We start from the raw sequence: 16518 nt of genomic DNA, 5'->3' as shown, positions 1-16518 counted from the left end.
GCTATGTGGATTGGCATAATTAGCCTGTTTCCTGAAATGTTCCGCGCAATTACCGATTACGGGGTAACTGGCCGGGCAGTAAAAAATGGCCTGCTGAGCATCGAAAGCTGGAGTCCTCGTGACTTCACGCATGACCGGCACCGTACCGTGGACGATCGTCCTTACGGCGGCGGACCGGGGATGCTAATGATGGTGCAACCCTTACGGGATGCCATTCATGCAGCAAAAGCCGCGGCAGGTGAAGGCGCGAAGGTGATTTATCTGTCACCTCAGGGACGCAAGCTTGATCAAGCGGGCGTCAGCGAACTGGCAACGAATCAGAAACTGATTCTGGTGTGTGGTCGTTACGAAGGGATAGATGAGCGCGTAATCCAAACCGAAATTGACGAAGAATGGTCAATCGGCGATTACGTTCTCAGCGGTGGTGAGTTACCGGCAATGACGCTGATTGACTCCGTTTCCCGGTTCATTCCGGGAGTACTGGGCCATGAAGCATCGGCAACGGAAGATTCCTTTGCTGATGGGTTGCTGGATTGCCCCCACTATACCCGTCCTGAAGTGTTAGAAGAGATGGAAGTACCGCCAGTATTGCTGTCGGGAAACCATGCTGAGATACGTCGCTGGCGTCTGAAGCAGTCGCTGGGCCGCACCTGGCTTAGAAGACCTGAACTTCTGGAAAACCTGGCTCTGACTGAAGAGCAAGCAAAGCTGCTGGCGGAGTTCAAAACTGAACACGCGCAACAGCAGCATAAACATGATGGGCAGGCGTGAGCCCCCAATATCAGTTTACCCAGGATAAGAGATTAAATTATGAGCAACATTATTAAGCAACTTGAACAAGAACAGATGAAGCAGGACGTACCTTCCTTCCGTCCGGGTGATACCGTGGAAGTGAAAGTATGGGTTGTTGAAGGTTCCAAAAAACGTCTGCAGGCATTCGAGGGCGTGGTTATCGCTATTCGTAACCGCGGTCTGCACTCTGCATTCACTGTTCGCAAAATTTCCAACGGCGAAGGCGTTGAGCGTGTCTTCCAGACTCACTCTCCGGTAGTTGACAGCATTGCTGTTAAACGTCGTGGTGCTGTACGTAAAGCTAAACTGTACTACCTGCGTGAGCGCACTGGTAAGTCTGCTCGTATCAAAGAGCGTCTTAACTAAGATTCGCTTTCGCGACATCCTGACAAAAAGGGCTGGCCTCAGGGCCGGCCCTTTTTTTATCTTTGTTGTAACCATCGTGATGTAAATCATTTACAATACGCCCTCTATTCGGAGGGGCGGTGGTCAGTAACAGTTTTCAGCAAACGACACCTAAACGGCGAGCCGCCTGGCTGGCGCTGTTGGCGATCCTGCTGATCGTGGTGGCCCCCCTGATCTCCGTCTCCCTGCAAAAAGACCCTATGAGCGCCATGCCCGGCATGCACCACGCCATGATGATGGACAGCTCGCCAGCGAGTATGGCGCAGATGCCCGGCCACGATATGGCGATGATGCACAGCACAGACGGTGCTACGCCTACCGGACACGAACTGCCGCTGGACCATGCCGAAGCGTGTGGCTATTGCGTGCTGTTAGCCCATGTTCCAGGGCTGATTTTCGCGCTGGCGCTGTTCGTCGCCATGCTCCTGCGGCGCATTCGCCTGCCGGCATCTCGCCCGGTATTAAAACACTGGCGCTACTTTCCCTGGCTCTACCCCGAAACCCGCGCCCCGCCGCGGCTGTCTGCTTTTTCCCTTTCATAAAAATCAATCTGCGCACCGCGCAACGACCTCTTTTGCTTTAAAAAAAGGAAAAGTATGACAACCTGCACCTCGCGCGCGGCATGGCTGAACCTGCTGCGTCGCCTCCATTTCTATATCGGGCTGTTTATCGGACCGTTTATCTTTGTCGCAGCCCTGACCGGTACGCTTTATGTGGCGACGCCGCAACTGGAAAACTGGCTCTATCACGATGCGCTGTATGGCCTTCCCGAAGGCACCCCGCAACCGCTCAGCGCCCAGATTGCGCTGGCCGAGGAAGCAACCCAGGGTAATCTGCGGCTGCTGGCGGTGCGTCCGGCCCCCGCGGTGGGCGAGACCACCCGCATTATGTTTGCCGATCCGCGTCTCGGGGAGTCGGAATCCCGGGCCATTTTTGTCGATCCGATCGCGCTGCGGGTGAAGGGCGATATGACGGTCTACGGCACCAGCGGCATCCTGCCGCTGCGTCAGTGGATTGACTATGCGCATCGTTCGCTGCTGTTGGGCGACAGCGGGCGGCTCTACAGCGAACTGGCTGCCTCATGGATGTGGGTGGCCGCGCTGGGGGGCATTGCCCTGTGGGCGATGACGCGTCCAAAACGGCGGATCAGTAACGCCCTGCAGAATCATCGTCGGCTGCACGTGACGCTGGGCTGGAGTTTACTGCTGGGCATGCTGCTCTTCTCCGCCACCGGCCTGACCTGGTCGCAATGGGCCGGCGGCAATGTGGATAAAATGCGGGCGGCTTTCGGCTGGTGGACGCCGCAGGTCAATACCCTGCTGCACGGTGAGGCACCGATGGCACACGATCCCCATGCCGGGCATCACAGGGAGGCGATGGCCATGACCCAGCATCAACCAGCGCAGTTTGACCGGGCACTGGCGGTGGCCCGTCAGGCGGGGCTGAACGCCAGCCGGCTGGAGATCCGTCCCCCGGTATCAGACGGACGCGCCTGGACGGTGAATGAGATCGACCGCCGCTGGCCGACGCAGGTGGATGCGGTAGCGATCGATGGCGCCACGATGGAGGTGGTGGATCGCACCCATTTTGCCGACTTTCCTCTGATGGCGAAACTTACCCGCTGGGGCGTCGATTTCCATATGGGGATCCTCTTCGGTCTGGCGAATCAACTGCTGCTGGTGGGGTTTGGCTGTGCGCTGTGCGTAACCATCGCCGTGGGGTACCGGCTGTGGTGGATGCGCCGTCCGCCTCAGGCCGTCTGGGATCCGGCGCATTCGCTGCTGCGGGCGTGGCTGTCGCTCGCCTGGCCTGCCCGTGGGCTGGTGCTGGGGATAGCGTTAGCCCTGGGTCTGGCCATGCCGTTGATGGGCATCAGCCTGGTGTTGTTCATTGCCGTTGACTACCTGCGCTGGCGCGCGGCAACGGCAATGAGGATGGCGAAGTCCAGCGATTAAGCGGACGTTTACGGCGTGCTGATGACCACCGTAACCCGGCGGTTTTCAGCGCGCCCGGCCGCGGTGTCGTTGCTGGCGATCGGGTATTTTTTGCCAAGGCCGCGGGTGACTAAATTACTGCGCGGGATATGGGCGCCTTCCGCCCAGGCATCGGCTACGCTGTTGGCCCGCTTAAGCGACAGGGCTTCGTTATAGCTATCCTCACCATAATTATCGGTGTGGCCTTCAAGGCGGCTATGCGTTATCCCGGTTGTCGCCAGCCGCGAGGCCATTTGGGTGATCTGCTGGCGGCTGTCGGGACGTAGTCGGTAGTCATTCTTGTCAAACAGGATGCTATCGGATAAGCCCAGGGACCAATCGCCGTTGCTTTCAGTGAAGCCGTAAGATTTCATCGCCGCCACCTGCTCGGGGGTAAATTTTCCCTGAGGAGCCTGGCAACCTGTCAAAAGCGCCGCCGCCATCAGGGCGGGGGCGAAATATTTCGTGATCATAATGCGTCCTTTATTATTTCAGCGTCTGCTGGATACGTTGGTTTTTCATCCGATACATATTCTGATCGGCAAGTTCTTGCAGTGATTCCGCAGTGGCGTGCTCCCACGCCAGTGCATAACCGACGCTCAGCGAGAGCGTGGCGCTATGGCCATTGTGCAGATTGAATGGCGGAAGAAATTGTTCAGACAGCGCCTGGCACAGGGCCTGGACTTCTGCTTCCGAGCGCACCTCGCGCAGCAGAACGGCAAACTCATCGCCGCCGAGACGCCACGCCAGATGGCGTTTACCGGCGAAAGTCATCAGGCGGCTGGCGACTTCCATCAGCACTTTATCGCCCGCCGCATGTCCCCAGTTGTCATTGATCAATTTGAAGTTATCGCCATCGAGAAACAGTAACGCTGAGGTCTGGTGATCCACTTCATTTTTCATCAGCTCGGCAAGCGCGTTGCGAAAGGCGGCGCGGTTAGCCAGTCCGGTCAACGGATCGTGTAACGAGCTGCGCAACAGCTGAGCATTTTTGGCCTGCAGCTGGCGCTGCCAGTCCTCCATCTCCCCCAGCAGACTGTTAAAGTCCTGGGCAAACAGATGGAACTCCTCGATACGCTCCTCCGGCACCCGCCGGGAGAAGTGGCGGTTTTCGCGAATATCATGCACGACCTCGGTGATGCTCTGCAGGGCGGCGACGATCCCCCGGTGCAGGGAGTGGGTCAGCAGCAGGCCGATAAACGAGGCGAGCAGAATGCTGCCTGTCAGTACCAGAATCGAGATGCCCAGAAAGTGGCTAATCAGTTCATCAAGCGCGGTTAGTCGCAGCTCGCCGATTTGTTTACCCTGGTGCCAGATGGGCTGCACCGTGGGCTCCGGAAACAGCCATTTACTGATAAGGCCGCTCACTTGTTCTTTGTTGGCCAGCGGTTCGTGGCGCCATGCGGCGAAGGGCTGCTTCTGGCCGTTGAGCACGATTGCCTGGGAAATCTGCCCTTGCTTCCCCAGCGAAGCGAGGGTCTCCTCTGCTGCCGCGCTGTCGCCAAACACCAGGGCGGCTTCGAGACTGCGGCCCATGGTCGCGGCAGTGAGCTCAAGGTTTTTCTGCGCGTACTGCTTGAGCGTGAAGATAGAGGCCGTGCTCAGCAGCAGCCAGACCAGCGTCATGGAAATCACCACGCTTATCACGCTAATGCGACGCAGCGCGCGTTTGAACGTCGGGCGCGATGTCTGTGAAAAGTCCTTATTCATGTGGTTTCTTCCGGGCAAGCATCAGGACGTCCGGGTTAACCCGAACCCCGCTGTGCGTCAGAACGTCCAGATTAACGGAGAAGCGGACCCTGTCGTCGTTGATGATCAGGCAAAACGCGCTACCAATTGAGCAATCCGTATTTTGTTCTGCGATGAGTAACAGCGGCCTCGAGCCATAGCGGCGAGTTAATTCCGACTGTTGGGTCGGCGATTCGCTGCCAAAATAAAAACCATCGCAGGTTGTTTTTAACGCTTCTTCACTATTACGTACTATCACCGGTTGATAGGGCAATGCATCCGGATCTTCATGAGCCAGGCTATGGGTGAAGCGTGATGAGGCAAAAATGCACAGCTTCGGCGCCCCTGTTAATGACGGCCAACGGGTATAGGTCACGATCCCGGAAACAATCGCGCGAACATGTTCTGAAGGTCCGGCAGCAAAAACAGGAGATACCGCGATGAGAAAAAATACAGTCAATAAAAGACGGTGTAATACTGTCATTAACGCTTCCGTCAAATTCGCCCTGGCGCGGGAAAAGCCGCTGCGCGGGAAAAGCCGCTGCCGATGCCCGGCGAAGAATATCACTGATAGCAAAACCCGTCATTAGATGCGCCCTTTGCTTTGGGACAAATCTCACCAGGATTTTTCGTAATGCCGATGGCTCTGATGAGCAATTTTGGCGCGATTTCGCTATGTGTAAATATTTTTGTACGTTTAATGCCGTGGTAAGTGCCAATTAATTTATTAGTGTAAAGTAAAATTTACGGAATATGGATTGAATTCTTTACTTTGTATGGTATCGTTACGTCATGCCCGCTGAGGCAACCCCTATCGCAAACGAGCTACACAGGATCGCAATCATGCAAAAAGACGCGCTGAATAACGTACATATTACCGACGAACATGTGTTAATGACCCCGGAGCAACTGAAGGCGGAATTCCCCCTGAGCGTTGAACAGGAAGCGCAGATCGCGCACGCCCGTGAAACCATCTCCGATATCATCGCCGGCCGCGATCCGCGCCTGCTGGTGGTTTGCGGTCCTTGCTCCATTCACGATCCGGAAGCTGCGATCGAATATGCTCGTCGGTTTAAAGCCCTTGCCGCAGAGGTCAGCGATAGCCTCTACCTGGTGATGCGCGTCTATTTTGAAAAACCCCGTACTACCGTCGGCTGGAAGGGGCTGATTAACGACCCGCATATGGATGGTTCGTTTGATGTTGAAGGCGGCCTGAAGATTGCGCGTCGTCTGCTGGTCGAGCTCGTGAATATGGGACTGCCGCTGGCGACGGAAGCGCTGGATCCCAACAGCCCGCAGTACCTTGGGGATCTATTCAGCTGGTCCGCCATCGGCGCGCGAACCACGGAATCTCAGACGCACCGCGAAATGGCCTCTGGTCTTTCCATGCCGGTAGGCTTTAAAAATGGCACCGACGGCAGCCTGGCCACGGCCATCAACGCCATGCGCGCCGCGGCGATGCCGCACCGTTTCGTCGGTATCAACCAGGCCGGGCAGGTCTGCCTGCTGCAAACGCAGGGTAACCCGAACGGCCATGTGATCCTCCGCGGCGGTAAGGCGCCAAACTACGGTCCGGACGATGTGGCGAAATGCGAAAAAGAGATGGCGCAGGCGGGACTGAAGCCGTCGCTGATGGTAGATTGCAGTCATGGGAACTCCAATAAAGATTTCCGCCGCCAGCCGGCCGTGGCTGAATCCGTTGTCGCGCAGATTAAAGATGGAAATCGCTCCATTATCGGCCTGATGATCGAGAGTAATATCCACGAGGGCAATCAGTCCTCTGAACAGCCGCGTGAGGCGATGAAATACGGCGTTTCGGTAACGGATGCCTGCATCAGCTGGGAAACCACCGATGCGCTACTGCGTGAACTGGATAAGGATCTCCGCGGCCACCTGGCGGCCCGTTTGGTGTAAGAGGAAAGTATGGTTGCTGAACTGACCGCGTTACGCGATCAAATTGATGAAGTAGATAAAGCGTTGCTTAGCCTGCTGGCTAAGCGCCTGGAACTGGTGGCCGAAGTCGGCGAGGTGAAGAGCCAGTATGGCCTGCCGATTTACGTCCCGGAACGCGAGGCGGCGATGCTCGCCTCCCGGCGAGAAGAGGCGGCTGCGCTCGGCGTTCCGCCGGATCTGATCGAGGACGTTCTGCGTCGCGTGATGCGCGAATCCTATTCCAGCGAAAACGACAAAGGCTTCAAAACCCTTTATCCGAATCTGCGGCCGGTAGTGATCGTCGGCGGCGGCGGGCAGATGGGGCGTCTGTTTGAGAAGATGTTAACGCTGTCCGGCTATCAGGTGCGCATTCTGGAAAAAGAGGACTGGGCGCGGGCGACGGATATCGTCGCCGATGCCGGCATGGTCATTGTCAGCGTGCCGATTCACACCACCGTGGAGACGATCGCCAGGCTGCCGCCGCTGCCGGCGGATTGCATTCTGGTCGACCTTGCCTCGGTTAAAGCAGAGCCGCTGCAGGCGATGCTGGCGGCGCATCAGGGCCCGGTACTCGGCCTGCACCCGATGTTCGGTCCGGATAGCGGCAGCCTTGCCAAGCAGGTGGTGGTCTACTGCGATGGCCGCCAGCCAGAGGCCTATCAGTGGTTCCTCGAGCAAATTCAGGTCTGGGGCGCGCGCCTGCATCGCATCAGCGCGGTGGAGCACGATCAGAACATGGCCTTTATTCAGGCGTTGCGCCACTTTGCCACCTTCGCCTATGGGCTGCACCTGGCGGAAGAGAATGTGCGCCTTGAGCAGTTGCTGGCGCTCTCGTCACCCATTTACCGGCTGGAGCTGGCGATGGTGGGCCGTCTGTTTGCCCAGGATCCGCAGCTCTACGCCGACATTATTATGTCTTCGGAAAACAACCTGGCGCTGATTAAGCGCTACTACCAGCGGTTTGGCGAGGCGATCGGTCTGCTGGAGCAGGGCGATAAGCAGGCGTTTATCGATAGCTTCCGTAAAGTCGAACACTGGTTTGGCGATTACGCCCAGCGTTTCCAGAGCGAGAGCCGCACGCTGCTGCGTCAGGCGAACGATAATCGGCAGTAAAGCGAAAAAGGTGTATACAATAAAGCCAGCGACCGCTGGCTTTTTTTATAGGGATGACAACGATGGCTGAACCACAACCGCTGTTTGACTACACCGGATACCTGCCGGAATGCCCGACCTGGAGCGAGGCAGAGCAGGCCCTCTACTGGGCCGATATTATGGAATGTGAAATTCACCGCTACGATACCCGCAGCGGCGAACACCAGGTGCTGCAATTTCCGGAGGAGGTCGGCTGTTTTTCCTTGCGCGAGAAGGGCGGGTTTATCGTTGCATTGCGCAGCGGTATCTGGCTGACCGACGCCCACGGTCTGCTACGGCGTAAAGTCTGCGATAACCCGAGCAATCCGGAACTGGCGCGGTTTAACGATGGCGGGACCGATCGCGATGGGCGCTTTTATGCCGGCACCTTCTGGGGCCCGGGGGATTATAACGGCGCGCTGCTGATGCGGGTCGATAACGACCTGAAGCCGACGGTGATCCAGTGTGACATCCATGGCGCCAACGGTCTGGCGTTTAGCGCCGACCGGCGCTGGATGTATACCTCCGATACGCCGAACGCCGTGATCTACCGTACGCCGCTGGATGAGCAGGGTGAGCCTGGCCGGCGCGAAGTCTTTCGCCGTTTTCAGCCTGGCGAAGGGATACCGGACGGGGCGGCGATTGACGTGGAGGGGTGTTACTGGAGCGCAATGTTTGACGGCTGGCGGATCGCCCGTTTCTCTCCACAGGGTGAGGAGCTGGAGTCCTACCCGATGCCGGTACGTTGCCCGACGATGGTCTGCTTTGGCGGGGCGGATATGCAAACGCTCTATATCACCACCACCCGGGAAAACATGGAGGACGATGAGCTGGCGCAGTATCCGCTGTCCGGCGCCATCTTCACCCTGCCGGTGGCGGTGGCAGGGATGAAGAAATTACCGTTCCGCGAACGTTAAACCGGATCCACCGGCACGACGTTTTCGCTGGGGTAGCAACCGAGAACCTTCATGGAGCGGGTGATCTCCGCCAGCTCCTTCAGCGCCTTGCGCATGGGCAGCGAGTCCAGGTTTGCCTGAATATCGAGATAAAACATCTCTTCCCACGGATTGCCATGGATGGGGCGAGATTCCAGTTTGGTCATGATCAGATTGTGATTGCGCAGCACCAGTAAGGCTTCCACCAGGGCACCCGCCTGCTGACCGGTCGCCATTAACAGCGTGGTCTTCGCCGGAACCTGATCGGAGACGTTCACCGCTTTGCGCGCCAGAACGAGGAAGCGCGTAATATTCTGCGTCTGGTTGGCCTGGCAGTGCTCCAGCACCTGCAGACCGTACAGAGCGCCGCCCGCTTCGCTGCCCAGCGCCGCGACGGTCGGGGCGTTCGCCTGCGCGACTTTTTCCATCGCCGCTGAGGTGCTCTCGGTATATTCAATCTTCCAGTGCGGGTAGCGACTCAGATACTGGCTACACTGCTGGAACGGTTGCGGATGGCTGTAGACGGTCTGAATTTTATCGGCATCCGTCGAGGTGCTGACCAGGACGCAATGATCGATAGGGATCGTCAGCTCGCCTACGATCGACAGGCTGGTGTGCTGCAGCAGATCGTAGACATCGTTGATCCCGCCGGAGCTGGTGTTTTCAATCGGCACTACGGCGTAATCGGCCTGGCCGGTTTCCACCTGATTAAAAATATCGGCGAACTTCGCGCAGCCGCTTTCAATAAACTGCTCAAAGTGGCGAGCGGCGTACTGACGCGCCGCCAGATGCGAATAAGAGCCTTTGGGACCGAGGAACGCCACGCGAGCCGAATGCGGGTTAATTTTATTCAAATGCTGCTGCAGCAGGGTTTGCTGGGTCAGTACAGAGTCTTCGATAATCAGCTGGAACAGGCGGGTGATGTAATGAGCGTCCAGATTATGGCGCTTGCCGAGGGTCATCAGACGCTCCAGCAGATCGCGTTCGCGGTCAATATCACGCACCGGGCGATGGGAAGCCAGTTTGGCTTTACCAACCTCAACAGCCAGCCCGCGACGCTCCGCCAGCAGAGCAAGCAGTTTCTCATCCAGCGCGCTTATCTTGTCGCGCAGCGCCAGTAATGGGTTTTCCTCGGTCATAGATGTTGCCTTTGTTGTTATCCAATAAAAAAGGCCTCCCGGGTGGGAGGCCTTATTGTTCGTCTTCGCATTCTTTCTTATACGACGAATTGCCTCCCGGTCAGGGGAAGGTAAAAAAGAATGCGAAGAAGAACGGGACGAGTTTCATGATGAATTCCTTTAAGTAGTGGGGATTACAGTACCTGTACTGTTTTCACTCTGTCAATAAAAAACGCGCCCGAAGGCGCGTGGCATGACACAACTTAAGTTAAGGATTACTCTTCTTCTTCCACAAAGCCTGCCTCTTTCACCGACGTCGCGGCGCGGCGGGCTTCCCCTTTGTGTTGCACTTTATTGAGCTGCCGTTCCAGCTTGTTGATCAATTCGTTAATGGCGGCGTACATATCTTCATGACGCGCACTGGCAACCAGATGGCCGTTTGGCGTGTTGATGGTTGCATCAGCGATAAAACCCTGCGGCTCCTTAGACAGAATGATGTGCGGGTTAATTAAATGAGTTTGCCACTTATCCAGTTTGGCGAGACGGTCTGCGACATGCTGGCGGATTGCCGGAGTAATTTCCATTTGTTTACTGGTAATGTTCATTGTCATAAATTTTACCTCTTGTCTTTCCCGTCTTGGTGAATCCAGCATACCTTTCCTAATGTCAAAATGTGTGATCTAAATCACGTTTTATTGTCACTTTTTGTCAACGAATTCATTTTGTGAGACAGGGCAGGAAGAAGTGAGATTTTACTTGTCGAACCTGCCAAAGCAGGCCATATTTGATGAGTTAACTCGACGCTAAACCGCTTCAGCTAACCAGGATAACGAATAAAAAAACGGCAGCCAGTGGCTGCCGTTTGCGATCCATGAGTCAGGCTCAGGTGTTCTTACTGTTCGCGGCGATAATCTTCGCGACTTTGTCCGCCTGAGCATTCATCTGCATTTGACGATAGGCATTTTCCATCTTCGGCAGGGCATCGCGGGTGGCCTGGGTATCCGGATAGTTACGCATCATACCTTCCACGCGGTTAACGACGGCAACCCATGCGCCGCGGTCGGTATAGTAATCCACCACCGACAGCTCATACTTCGCCAGGCGATCTTTCAGGAATACCATGCGCTTATAGGCATCCGTGGCATACTGGCTGTTCGGGTAGCCGCGTACCAGTTTGGAGAAGTCATTGAAGGCATCGCGCGCGTGCTGCGGATCGCGGTCGGAACGATCGACGCCGAAGAAGCCCTGCAGGGCGCTGTCATCCAGAGCCATGTTGGTCAGGCCGCGCATATAGATGACGTAGTCGATGTTCGGATGGGTGGGATTCAAGCGCATGAAGCGATCGATGGCCGCTTGAGCCAGCGGCAGATCAGCGTTTTTGTAATACGCATAAATCAGATCCAGCTGTACCTGTTGGGAATAAGGGCCGAATGGATAACGGTTATCCAACGCTTCCAGTTGCGTTATCGCCTGTTTCCAGTTACCGTCCTGCAGTTTTTGCTGGGCGGTCGCGTAGATTTCATTCGGCGGATTATCAGGCACCTCTTCCTTAGAGCCGGAGCAACCCACCAAAGCCAGGCTCAGTGTGGCGGCTGCCACCAGGTATTTCATGCGCGTCATGACGTTTTGACTTCCTCAAAATGTTTATGCGGGAGAATCTCTGTTCCTGCTCCCGATTAAGACCAGCTACAATAGCACACTATATTAAACGGCAAAGCCGTAAAACCCAACGTTAAACGAAGAAGCTGTATATGGCACAACGAGTACAACTCACCGCAACGGTGACCGAAAATCAACTCGGTCAACGCTTAGATCAGGCTTTGGCCGAATTGTTCCCTGATTATTCGCGATCGCGGATAAAAGAATGGATCCTCGACCAACGCGTATTAGTCAATGGCACCATTGGCGATAAACCGAAAGAAAAAGTGCTGGGGGGAGAACGCATCGCTATCGATGTGGAAATCGAAGAAGAGGCGCGCTTCCAGCCGCAGGATATTCCGCTCAATATCGTTTACGAAGATGATGACATCATCGTGATCAACAAACCGCGCGATCTGGTTGTACATCCTGGCGCGGGCAACCCTGACGGTACTGTGCTGAATGCGCTGCTGCACTACTATCCGCCTATTGCCGATGTGCCGCGTGCGGGGATCGTCCATCGTCTGGATAAAGACACCACCGGTCTGATGGTGGTGGCGAAAACCATTCCAGCGCAAACCCGGCTGGTGGAGTCGCTGCAGCTGCGCGAGATCACCCGTGAATACGAAGCGGTGGCGATCGGTCATATGACCGCCGGCGGTACGGTTGAAGAACCGATCAGCCGTCATCCGACCAAGCGTACCCATATGGCGGTGCACCCGATGGGCAAACCGGCGGTGACCCACTACCGTATTATGGAACATTTCCGCATCCATACCCGCCTGCGCCTGCGTCTGGAAACCGGTCGTACGCATCAGATCCGCGTGCATATGTCGCATATCACCCATCCGCTGGTAGGCGACCAGGTGTATGGCGGCCGCCCGCGTCCGCCGAAGGGCGCGTCGGAGGAGTTCATCACCGCGCTGCGTAAATTCGACCGCCAGGCGCTGCACGCCACCATGCTACGTCTGTACCACCCGATTACCGGCATTGAAATGGAGTGGCACGCGCCCATCCCACAAGATATGGTCGAGCTCATCGAGGCGATGCGCGCCGATTTTGAAGCCCATAAGGACGATATTGACTGGTTATGACTAAACTGATTGTACCGCAGTGGCCAATGCCCGGCAGCGTGGCGGCCTGTAGTTCTACCCGCATCGGCGGCGTGAGTCTGCCGCCCTATGACTCGCTCAACCTGGGCGCCCATTGCGGCGACAATCTGCAGCATGTCGAAGAAAACCGGCGGAGGATGTTTGCCGCCGGCGGCTTACCGTCTTACCCGGTTTGGCTGGAGCAGGTTCATGGTACCGATGTGCTCACGCTGGACGGCGGACCCTATCCGTCGAAACGCGCGGATGCCTCTTATAGCCGTACGCCAGGGACTGTCTGCGCGGTGATGACCGCTGACTGCCTGCCGGTCCTGTTCTGTAACCGCGCCGGTACTGAAGTCGCCGCGGCGCATGCGGGATGGCGCGGCTTATGCGAAGGGGTTCTGGAAGAGACGGTCGCCCGTTTCGCCGATAAAGCCGAAAACATTATGGCGTGGCTGGGACCCGCCATCGGTCCGCAGGCGTTTGAGGTGGGCCCAGAAGTTCGCGACGCTTTTATGGCTAAGGATGAGAATGCGCATCAGGCTTTTCGTCCGGCAGGCGAAAAATATTTTGCTGATATCTACCAGCTGGCTCGGCAGCGCCTGGCAAACGTCGGCGTTGAGCAGATTTTCGGCGGCGATCGCTGCACGCTAATCGAAAAGGATGATTTTTTCTCTTACCGGCGCGACAAGACCACCGGTCGTATGGCAAGTTTCATTTGGCTGATATAACCTAGAGAATCAAGACGATCCAGAAGGCAAACTTATTTTTCGCATAGTTCAGGTCTTTAACCTTGAATAATTGAGGGATGACCTCATTTAATCTCCAGTAGCAAATTTGACCTGTTATGGGAGGAGTTATGCGTCTGGATCGTCTTACCAATAAATTCCAGCTTGCTCTTGCCGATGCCCAGTCGCTTGCACTCGGGCACGACAACCAATTCATCGAACCTCTTCATTTAATGAGCGCCTTGCTGAATCAGGAAGGGGGATCGGTACGTCCTTTATTAACCTCGGCGGGCGTGAATGCCGGGAAACTGCGCACTGACATCGAACAGGCTCTGAGCCGTTTACCGCAGGTGGAAGGCACCGGCGGCGATGTGCAACCTTCTCAGGATTTAGTGCGGATCCTGAACCTTTGCGACAAGCTGGCGCAAAAGAAAAAGGACAACTTTATATCGTCAGAACTGTTTGTTCTGGCGGCGCTTGAATCACGCGGTACGCTGACCGACCTTTTAAAATCCGCCGGAGCAACAACCGCCAACGTGACTCAGGCGATTGAACAAATGCGCGGAGGTGAAAGCGTGAACGATCAGGGTGCCGAAGACCAACGTCAGGCATTGAAGAAATTTACCGTCGATCTCACCGAGCGGGCCGAACAGGGCAAACTGGACCCGGTTATCGGCCGTGATGAAGAGATCCGCCGTACCATTCAGGTACTGCAGCGCCGTACCAAAAACAATCCGGTGCTGATTGGTGAACCCGGGGTGGGTAAAACCGCTATCGTCGAAGGCCTGGCGCAGCGTATCGTCAACGGCGAAGTGCCGGAAGGGCTGAAAGGCCGCCGGGTACTGGCGCTGGATATGGGCGCGCTGGTGGCCGGGGCGAAATACCGCGGTGAGTTTGAAGAGCGTCTGAAAGGCGTGCTGACCGACCTGTCGAAACAGGAAGGCAACGTCATTCTGTTTATCGACGAACTGCATACCATGGTTGGCGCTGGTAAAGCCGACGGCGCGATGGACGCGGGCAACATGCTGAAGCCGGCGCTGGCGCGTGGTGAACTGCACTGCGTCGGGGCGACGACGCTCGACGAATACCGTCAGTACATTGAAAAAGACGCTGCGCTGGAGCGCCGCTTCCAGAAGGTGTTCGTCGCCGAGCCGTCGGTAGAAGATACCATCGCTATTCTGCGCGGTCTGAAAGAACGTTATGAACTGCACCACCATGTGCAGATCACCGACCCGGCTATCGTGGCGGCGGCGACCTTGTCGCATCGCTACATTGCCGACCGTCAGCTGCCGGATAAAGCCATCGACCTTATCGATGAGGCGGCGTCCAGCATCCGTATGCAGATCGACTCAAAGCCGGAAGAGCTGGACCGTCTCGATCGCCGTATCATCCAGTTGAAACTGGAGCAGCAGGCGCTGAAGAAAGAGTCTGATGAGGCGAGTCTGAAGCGTCTTGATATGCTCAACGAGGAGCTGGCGGATAAAGAACGGCAGTACTCGGTGCTGGAAGAAGAGTGGAAAGCGGAAAAAGCGTCCCTCTCCGGCACCCAGACCATCAAAGCCGAGCTGGAGCAGGCGAAAATAGCCATCGAACAGGCGCGTCGCGTCGGTGACCTGGCGCGGATGTCCGAGCTGCAGTACGGCAAAATTCCGGAACTGGAGAAACAGCTGGCGGCAGCCACTCAGTCCGAAGGGAAAACCATGCGTCTGCTGCGTAATAAAGTAACGGATGCTGAAATCGCCGAAGTGCTGGCCCGCTGGACCGGTATCCCGGTCTCCCGGATGATGGAAAGCGAGCGTGACAAACTGCTGCGTATGGAGCAGGAACTGCATCATCGGGTGATTGGTCAGGATGAGGCGGTTGAAGCAGTATCTAACGCTATTCGCCGTAGCCGTGCCGGGCTGTCCGATCCGAACCGGCCGATTGGTTCATTCCTGTTCCTCGGTCCGACCGGGGTCGGTAAAACCGAGCTGTGTAAAACGCTGGCTAACTTTATGTTCGACAGCGACGACGCAATGGTGCGTATCGATATGTCCGAGTTTATGGAGAAACACTCCGTCTCGCGTCTGGTCGGTGCGCCTCCGGGATACGTCGGTTATGAAGAGGGCGGTTACCTGACCGAGGCGGTGCGCCGTCGTCCTTATTCCGTCATCCTGTTGGATGAAGTGGAAAAAGCGCACCCGGATGTGTTCAACATTCTGCTGCAGGTACTCGACGACGGGCGCCTCACCGATGGCCAGGGGAGAACGGTCGACTTCCGTAACACGGTGGTCATCATGACCTCGAACCTCGGTTCCGATTTGATTCAGGAACGGTTCGGCGAGCTGGATTACGGACATATGAAGGACCTGGTGCTGGGGGTTGTCAGCCAGAACTTCCGTCCGGAGTTCATCAACCGTATCGATGAAGTGGTGGTCTTCCATCCGCTGGGTGAGAAACACATTGCTTCTATTGCCCAGATCCAGCTGCAGCGTCTGTATAAACGTCTGGAAGAGCGCGGATATGAAGTGCGGATGTCCGATGAGGCGCTGAAGTTGCTCAGCGCCAACGGATACGATCCGGTATACGGCGCGCGGCCACTGAAACGCGCTATTCAGCAGCAGATTGAGAACCCGTTGGCCCAGCAGATCCTTTCCGGTGAGCTGATTCCGGGTAAAACCGTCGAGCTGGTAGTGAAAGACGACCGCATCGTGGCAGTGCAGTAAGTCACAAAACGACAAAAACGGGCCCAGCGGGCTCGTTTTTGTTTAAAAACCAGGCAAGAATTAAAGCTTAATACCTGATTTGGTTGAAAAGTGAGCGATTGAATTCTTTTTTTGAATTTATCCTTGTCACTTCAGAATTACCCCCTATAATGCGCCTCCACTGACACGGAACAACGGCAAGCAAGCCGCCGGGGCGGCAGGATTCAACGGCGAAAAATAACGTTGAAGCCGACAGAGAAAAGCAAAATAAGCGCTTGACTCTGAATGAGGAAAACGTATTATACGGGACCTCGCGACAGAGCGCTAAAGCGCGTCGCAACTGCTCTTTAACAATTTATCAGA

Annotated in this window: 17 protein-coding genes and 1 other annotated feature; of the genes, 10 read left to right on the top strand and 7 right to left on the bottom strand. The window is 56.2% G+C overall.

The features are described from left to right. Positions 1 to 3: 3 nt before the first annotated feature. The 4 genes from trmD to ABLU50_RS19815 all read left to right on the top strand — a co-directional run bounded on the left by trmD (position 4) and on the right by ABLU50_RS19815 (position 3152). Positions 4 to 771, top strand: a complete 768-nt coding sequence (trmD, locus tag ABLU50_RS19830; RefSeq protein ID WP_002914147.1) for a tRNA (guanosine(37)-N1)-methyltransferase TrmD — start codon at positions 4 to 6, stop codon at positions 769 to 771. 39 nt (positions 772 to 810) lie between these two features. Beyond that, positions 811 to 1158 (top strand): 50S ribosomal protein L19, encoded by a 348-nt coding sequence (rplS, locus tag ABLU50_RS19825; protein WP_002914145.1) that lies wholly within the window; start codon positions 811 to 813, stop codon positions 1156 to 1158. Between the two features lie 119 nt (positions 1159 to 1277). Next, on the top strand, positions 1278 to 1739 hold the full coding sequence (locus ABLU50_RS19820) for a DUF2946 domain-containing protein (protein WP_004206848.1): 462 nt from the start codon (positions 1278 to 1280) through the stop codon (positions 1737 to 1739). 54 nt (positions 1740 to 1793) lie between these two features. Then, a complete protein-coding gene (locus tag ABLU50_RS19815) occupies positions 1794 to 3152 on the top strand; it encodes a PepSY-associated TM helix domain-containing protein (protein ID WP_004206847.1) in 1359 nt (452 codons plus the stop codon). 8 nt (positions 3153 to 3160) lie between these two features. Here ABLU50_RS19815 and ABLU50_RS19810 read toward each other — a convergent pair whose 3' ends face one another. From ABLU50_RS19810 to ABLU50_RS19800, 3 genes are read right to left on the bottom strand one after another with little or no spacing between them, the layout of a single operon-like run. Continuing rightward, on the bottom strand, positions 3161 to 3643 hold the full coding sequence (locus ABLU50_RS19810) for an OmpA family protein (RefSeq protein WP_017900643.1): 483 nt from the start codon (positions 3641 to 3643) through the stop codon (positions 3161 to 3163). A gap of 13 nt (positions 3644 to 3656) precedes the next feature. Then, on the bottom strand, positions 3657 to 4880 hold the full coding sequence (dgcN, locus tag ABLU50_RS19805) for a diguanylate cyclase DgcN (protein ID WP_004206845.1): 1224 nt from the start codon (positions 4878 to 4880) through the stop codon (positions 3657 to 3659). Further along, complete coding sequence (locus ABLU50_RS19800) at positions 4873 to 5382, bottom strand: YfiR family protein (RefSeq protein ID WP_017900644.1); 510 nt, start codon at positions 5380 to 5382, stop codon at positions 4873 to 4875. Before ABLU50_RS19800 ends, dgcN begins: the two co-directional genes overlap by 8 nt. 359 nt (positions 5383 to 5741) lie before the next feature. Here ABLU50_RS19800 and aroF point away from each other — a divergent pair, with 359 nt between their 5' ends. The 3 genes from aroF (at position 5742) to ABLU50_RS19785 (ending at position 8878) form a co-directional block, all read left to right on the top strand. Continuing rightward, entirely contained in the window at positions 5742 to 6812 is a 1071-nt protein-coding gene (gene aroF / locus ABLU50_RS19795) for a 3-deoxy-7-phosphoheptulonate synthase AroF (protein WP_004206844.1), read from the top strand. Positions 6813 to 6821: 9 nt separating this feature from the next. Next, positions 6822 to 7943, top strand: a complete 1122-nt coding sequence (gene tyrA, locus ABLU50_RS19790; RefSeq protein WP_004206843.1) for a bifunctional chorismate mutase/prephenate dehydrogenase — start codon at positions 6822 to 6824, stop codon at positions 7941 to 7943. Between the two features lie 62 nt (positions 7944 to 8005). Further along, positions 8006 to 8878 carry an SMP-30/gluconolactonase/LRE family protein gene (locus ABLU50_RS19785; RefSeq protein WP_004206842.1) on the top strand — a complete coding sequence of 291 codons (873 nt, stop codon included), beginning with the start codon at positions 8006 to 8008 and terminating at the stop codon, positions 8876 to 8878. Here the strand turns inward: ABLU50_RS19785 and pheA are convergent. The 4 genes from pheA to bamD form a co-directional block, all read right to left on the bottom strand. After that, positions 8875 to 10035, bottom strand: coding sequence for a bifunctional chorismate mutase/prephenate dehydratase (gene pheA / locus ABLU50_RS19780; protein WP_023318895.1), 1161 nt, complete (start codon positions 10033 to 10035; stop codon positions 8875 to 8877). The two genes, ABLU50_RS19785 and pheA, sit on opposite strands and share 4 nt — an antisense overlap. Positions 10036 to 10059: 24 nt before the next feature. Further along, positions 10060 to 10184, bottom strand: a sequence feature (Phe leader region). Further along, positions 10136 to 10183: a pheA operon leader peptide PheL gene (gene pheL / locus ABLU50_RS19775; protein ID WP_100250063.1), complete on the bottom strand. Its 48-nt coding sequence runs from the start codon at positions 10181 to 10183 to the stop codon at positions 10136 to 10138. (Overlaps the previous feature by 48 nt.) A 105-nt stretch (positions 10185 to 10289) precedes the next feature. Further along, positions 10290 to 10625 carry a ribosome-associated translation inhibitor RaiA gene (gene raiA, locus ABLU50_RS19770; protein WP_002914111.1) on the bottom strand — a complete coding sequence of 112 codons (336 nt, stop codon included), beginning with the start codon at positions 10623 to 10625 and terminating at the stop codon, positions 10290 to 10292. 271 nt (positions 10626 to 10896) lie between these two features. Then, a complete protein-coding gene (bamD, locus tag ABLU50_RS19765; protein WP_004145664.1) occupies positions 10897 to 11634 on the bottom strand; it encodes an outer membrane protein assembly factor BamD in 738 nt (245 codons plus the stop codon). Between the two features lie 131 nt (positions 11635 to 11765). Between bamD and rluD the strand changes: the two genes are divergently transcribed. The 3 genes from rluD to clpB all read left to right on the top strand — a co-directional run bounded on the left by rluD (position 11766) and on the right by clpB (position 16176). After that, positions 11766 to 12746: a 23S rRNA pseudouridine(1911/1915/1917) synthase RluD gene (gene rluD, locus ABLU50_RS19760; RefSeq protein ID WP_004206840.1), complete on the top strand. Its 981-nt coding sequence runs from the start codon at positions 11766 to 11768 to the stop codon at positions 12744 to 12746. After that, positions 12743 to 13474 carry a purine nucleoside phosphorylase YfiH gene (gene yfiH, locus ABLU50_RS19755; protein WP_087832462.1) on the top strand — a complete coding sequence of 244 codons (732 nt, stop codon included), beginning with the start codon at positions 12743 to 12745 and terminating at the stop codon, positions 13472 to 13474. Before rluD ends, yfiH begins: the two co-directional genes overlap by 4 nt. Before the next feature lie 128 nt (positions 13475 to 13602). After that, entirely contained in the window at positions 13603 to 16176 is a 2574-nt protein-coding gene (clpB, locus tag ABLU50_RS19750) for an ATP-dependent chaperone ClpB (protein ID WP_004206837.1), read from the top strand. Positions 16177 to 16518 lie beyond the last annotated feature (342 nt).

The organism is Klebsiella sp. GG_Kp173, assembly GCF_040062415.1.
Taxonomy (GTDB): Bacteria; Pseudomonadota; Gammaproteobacteria; order Enterobacterales; family Enterobacteriaceae; genus Klebsiella; species Klebsiella quasipneumoniae.
The sequence above is the reverse complement of the archived record's forward strand: the minus strand, read 5'-3'. Positions and strand labels throughout refer to the sequence as shown.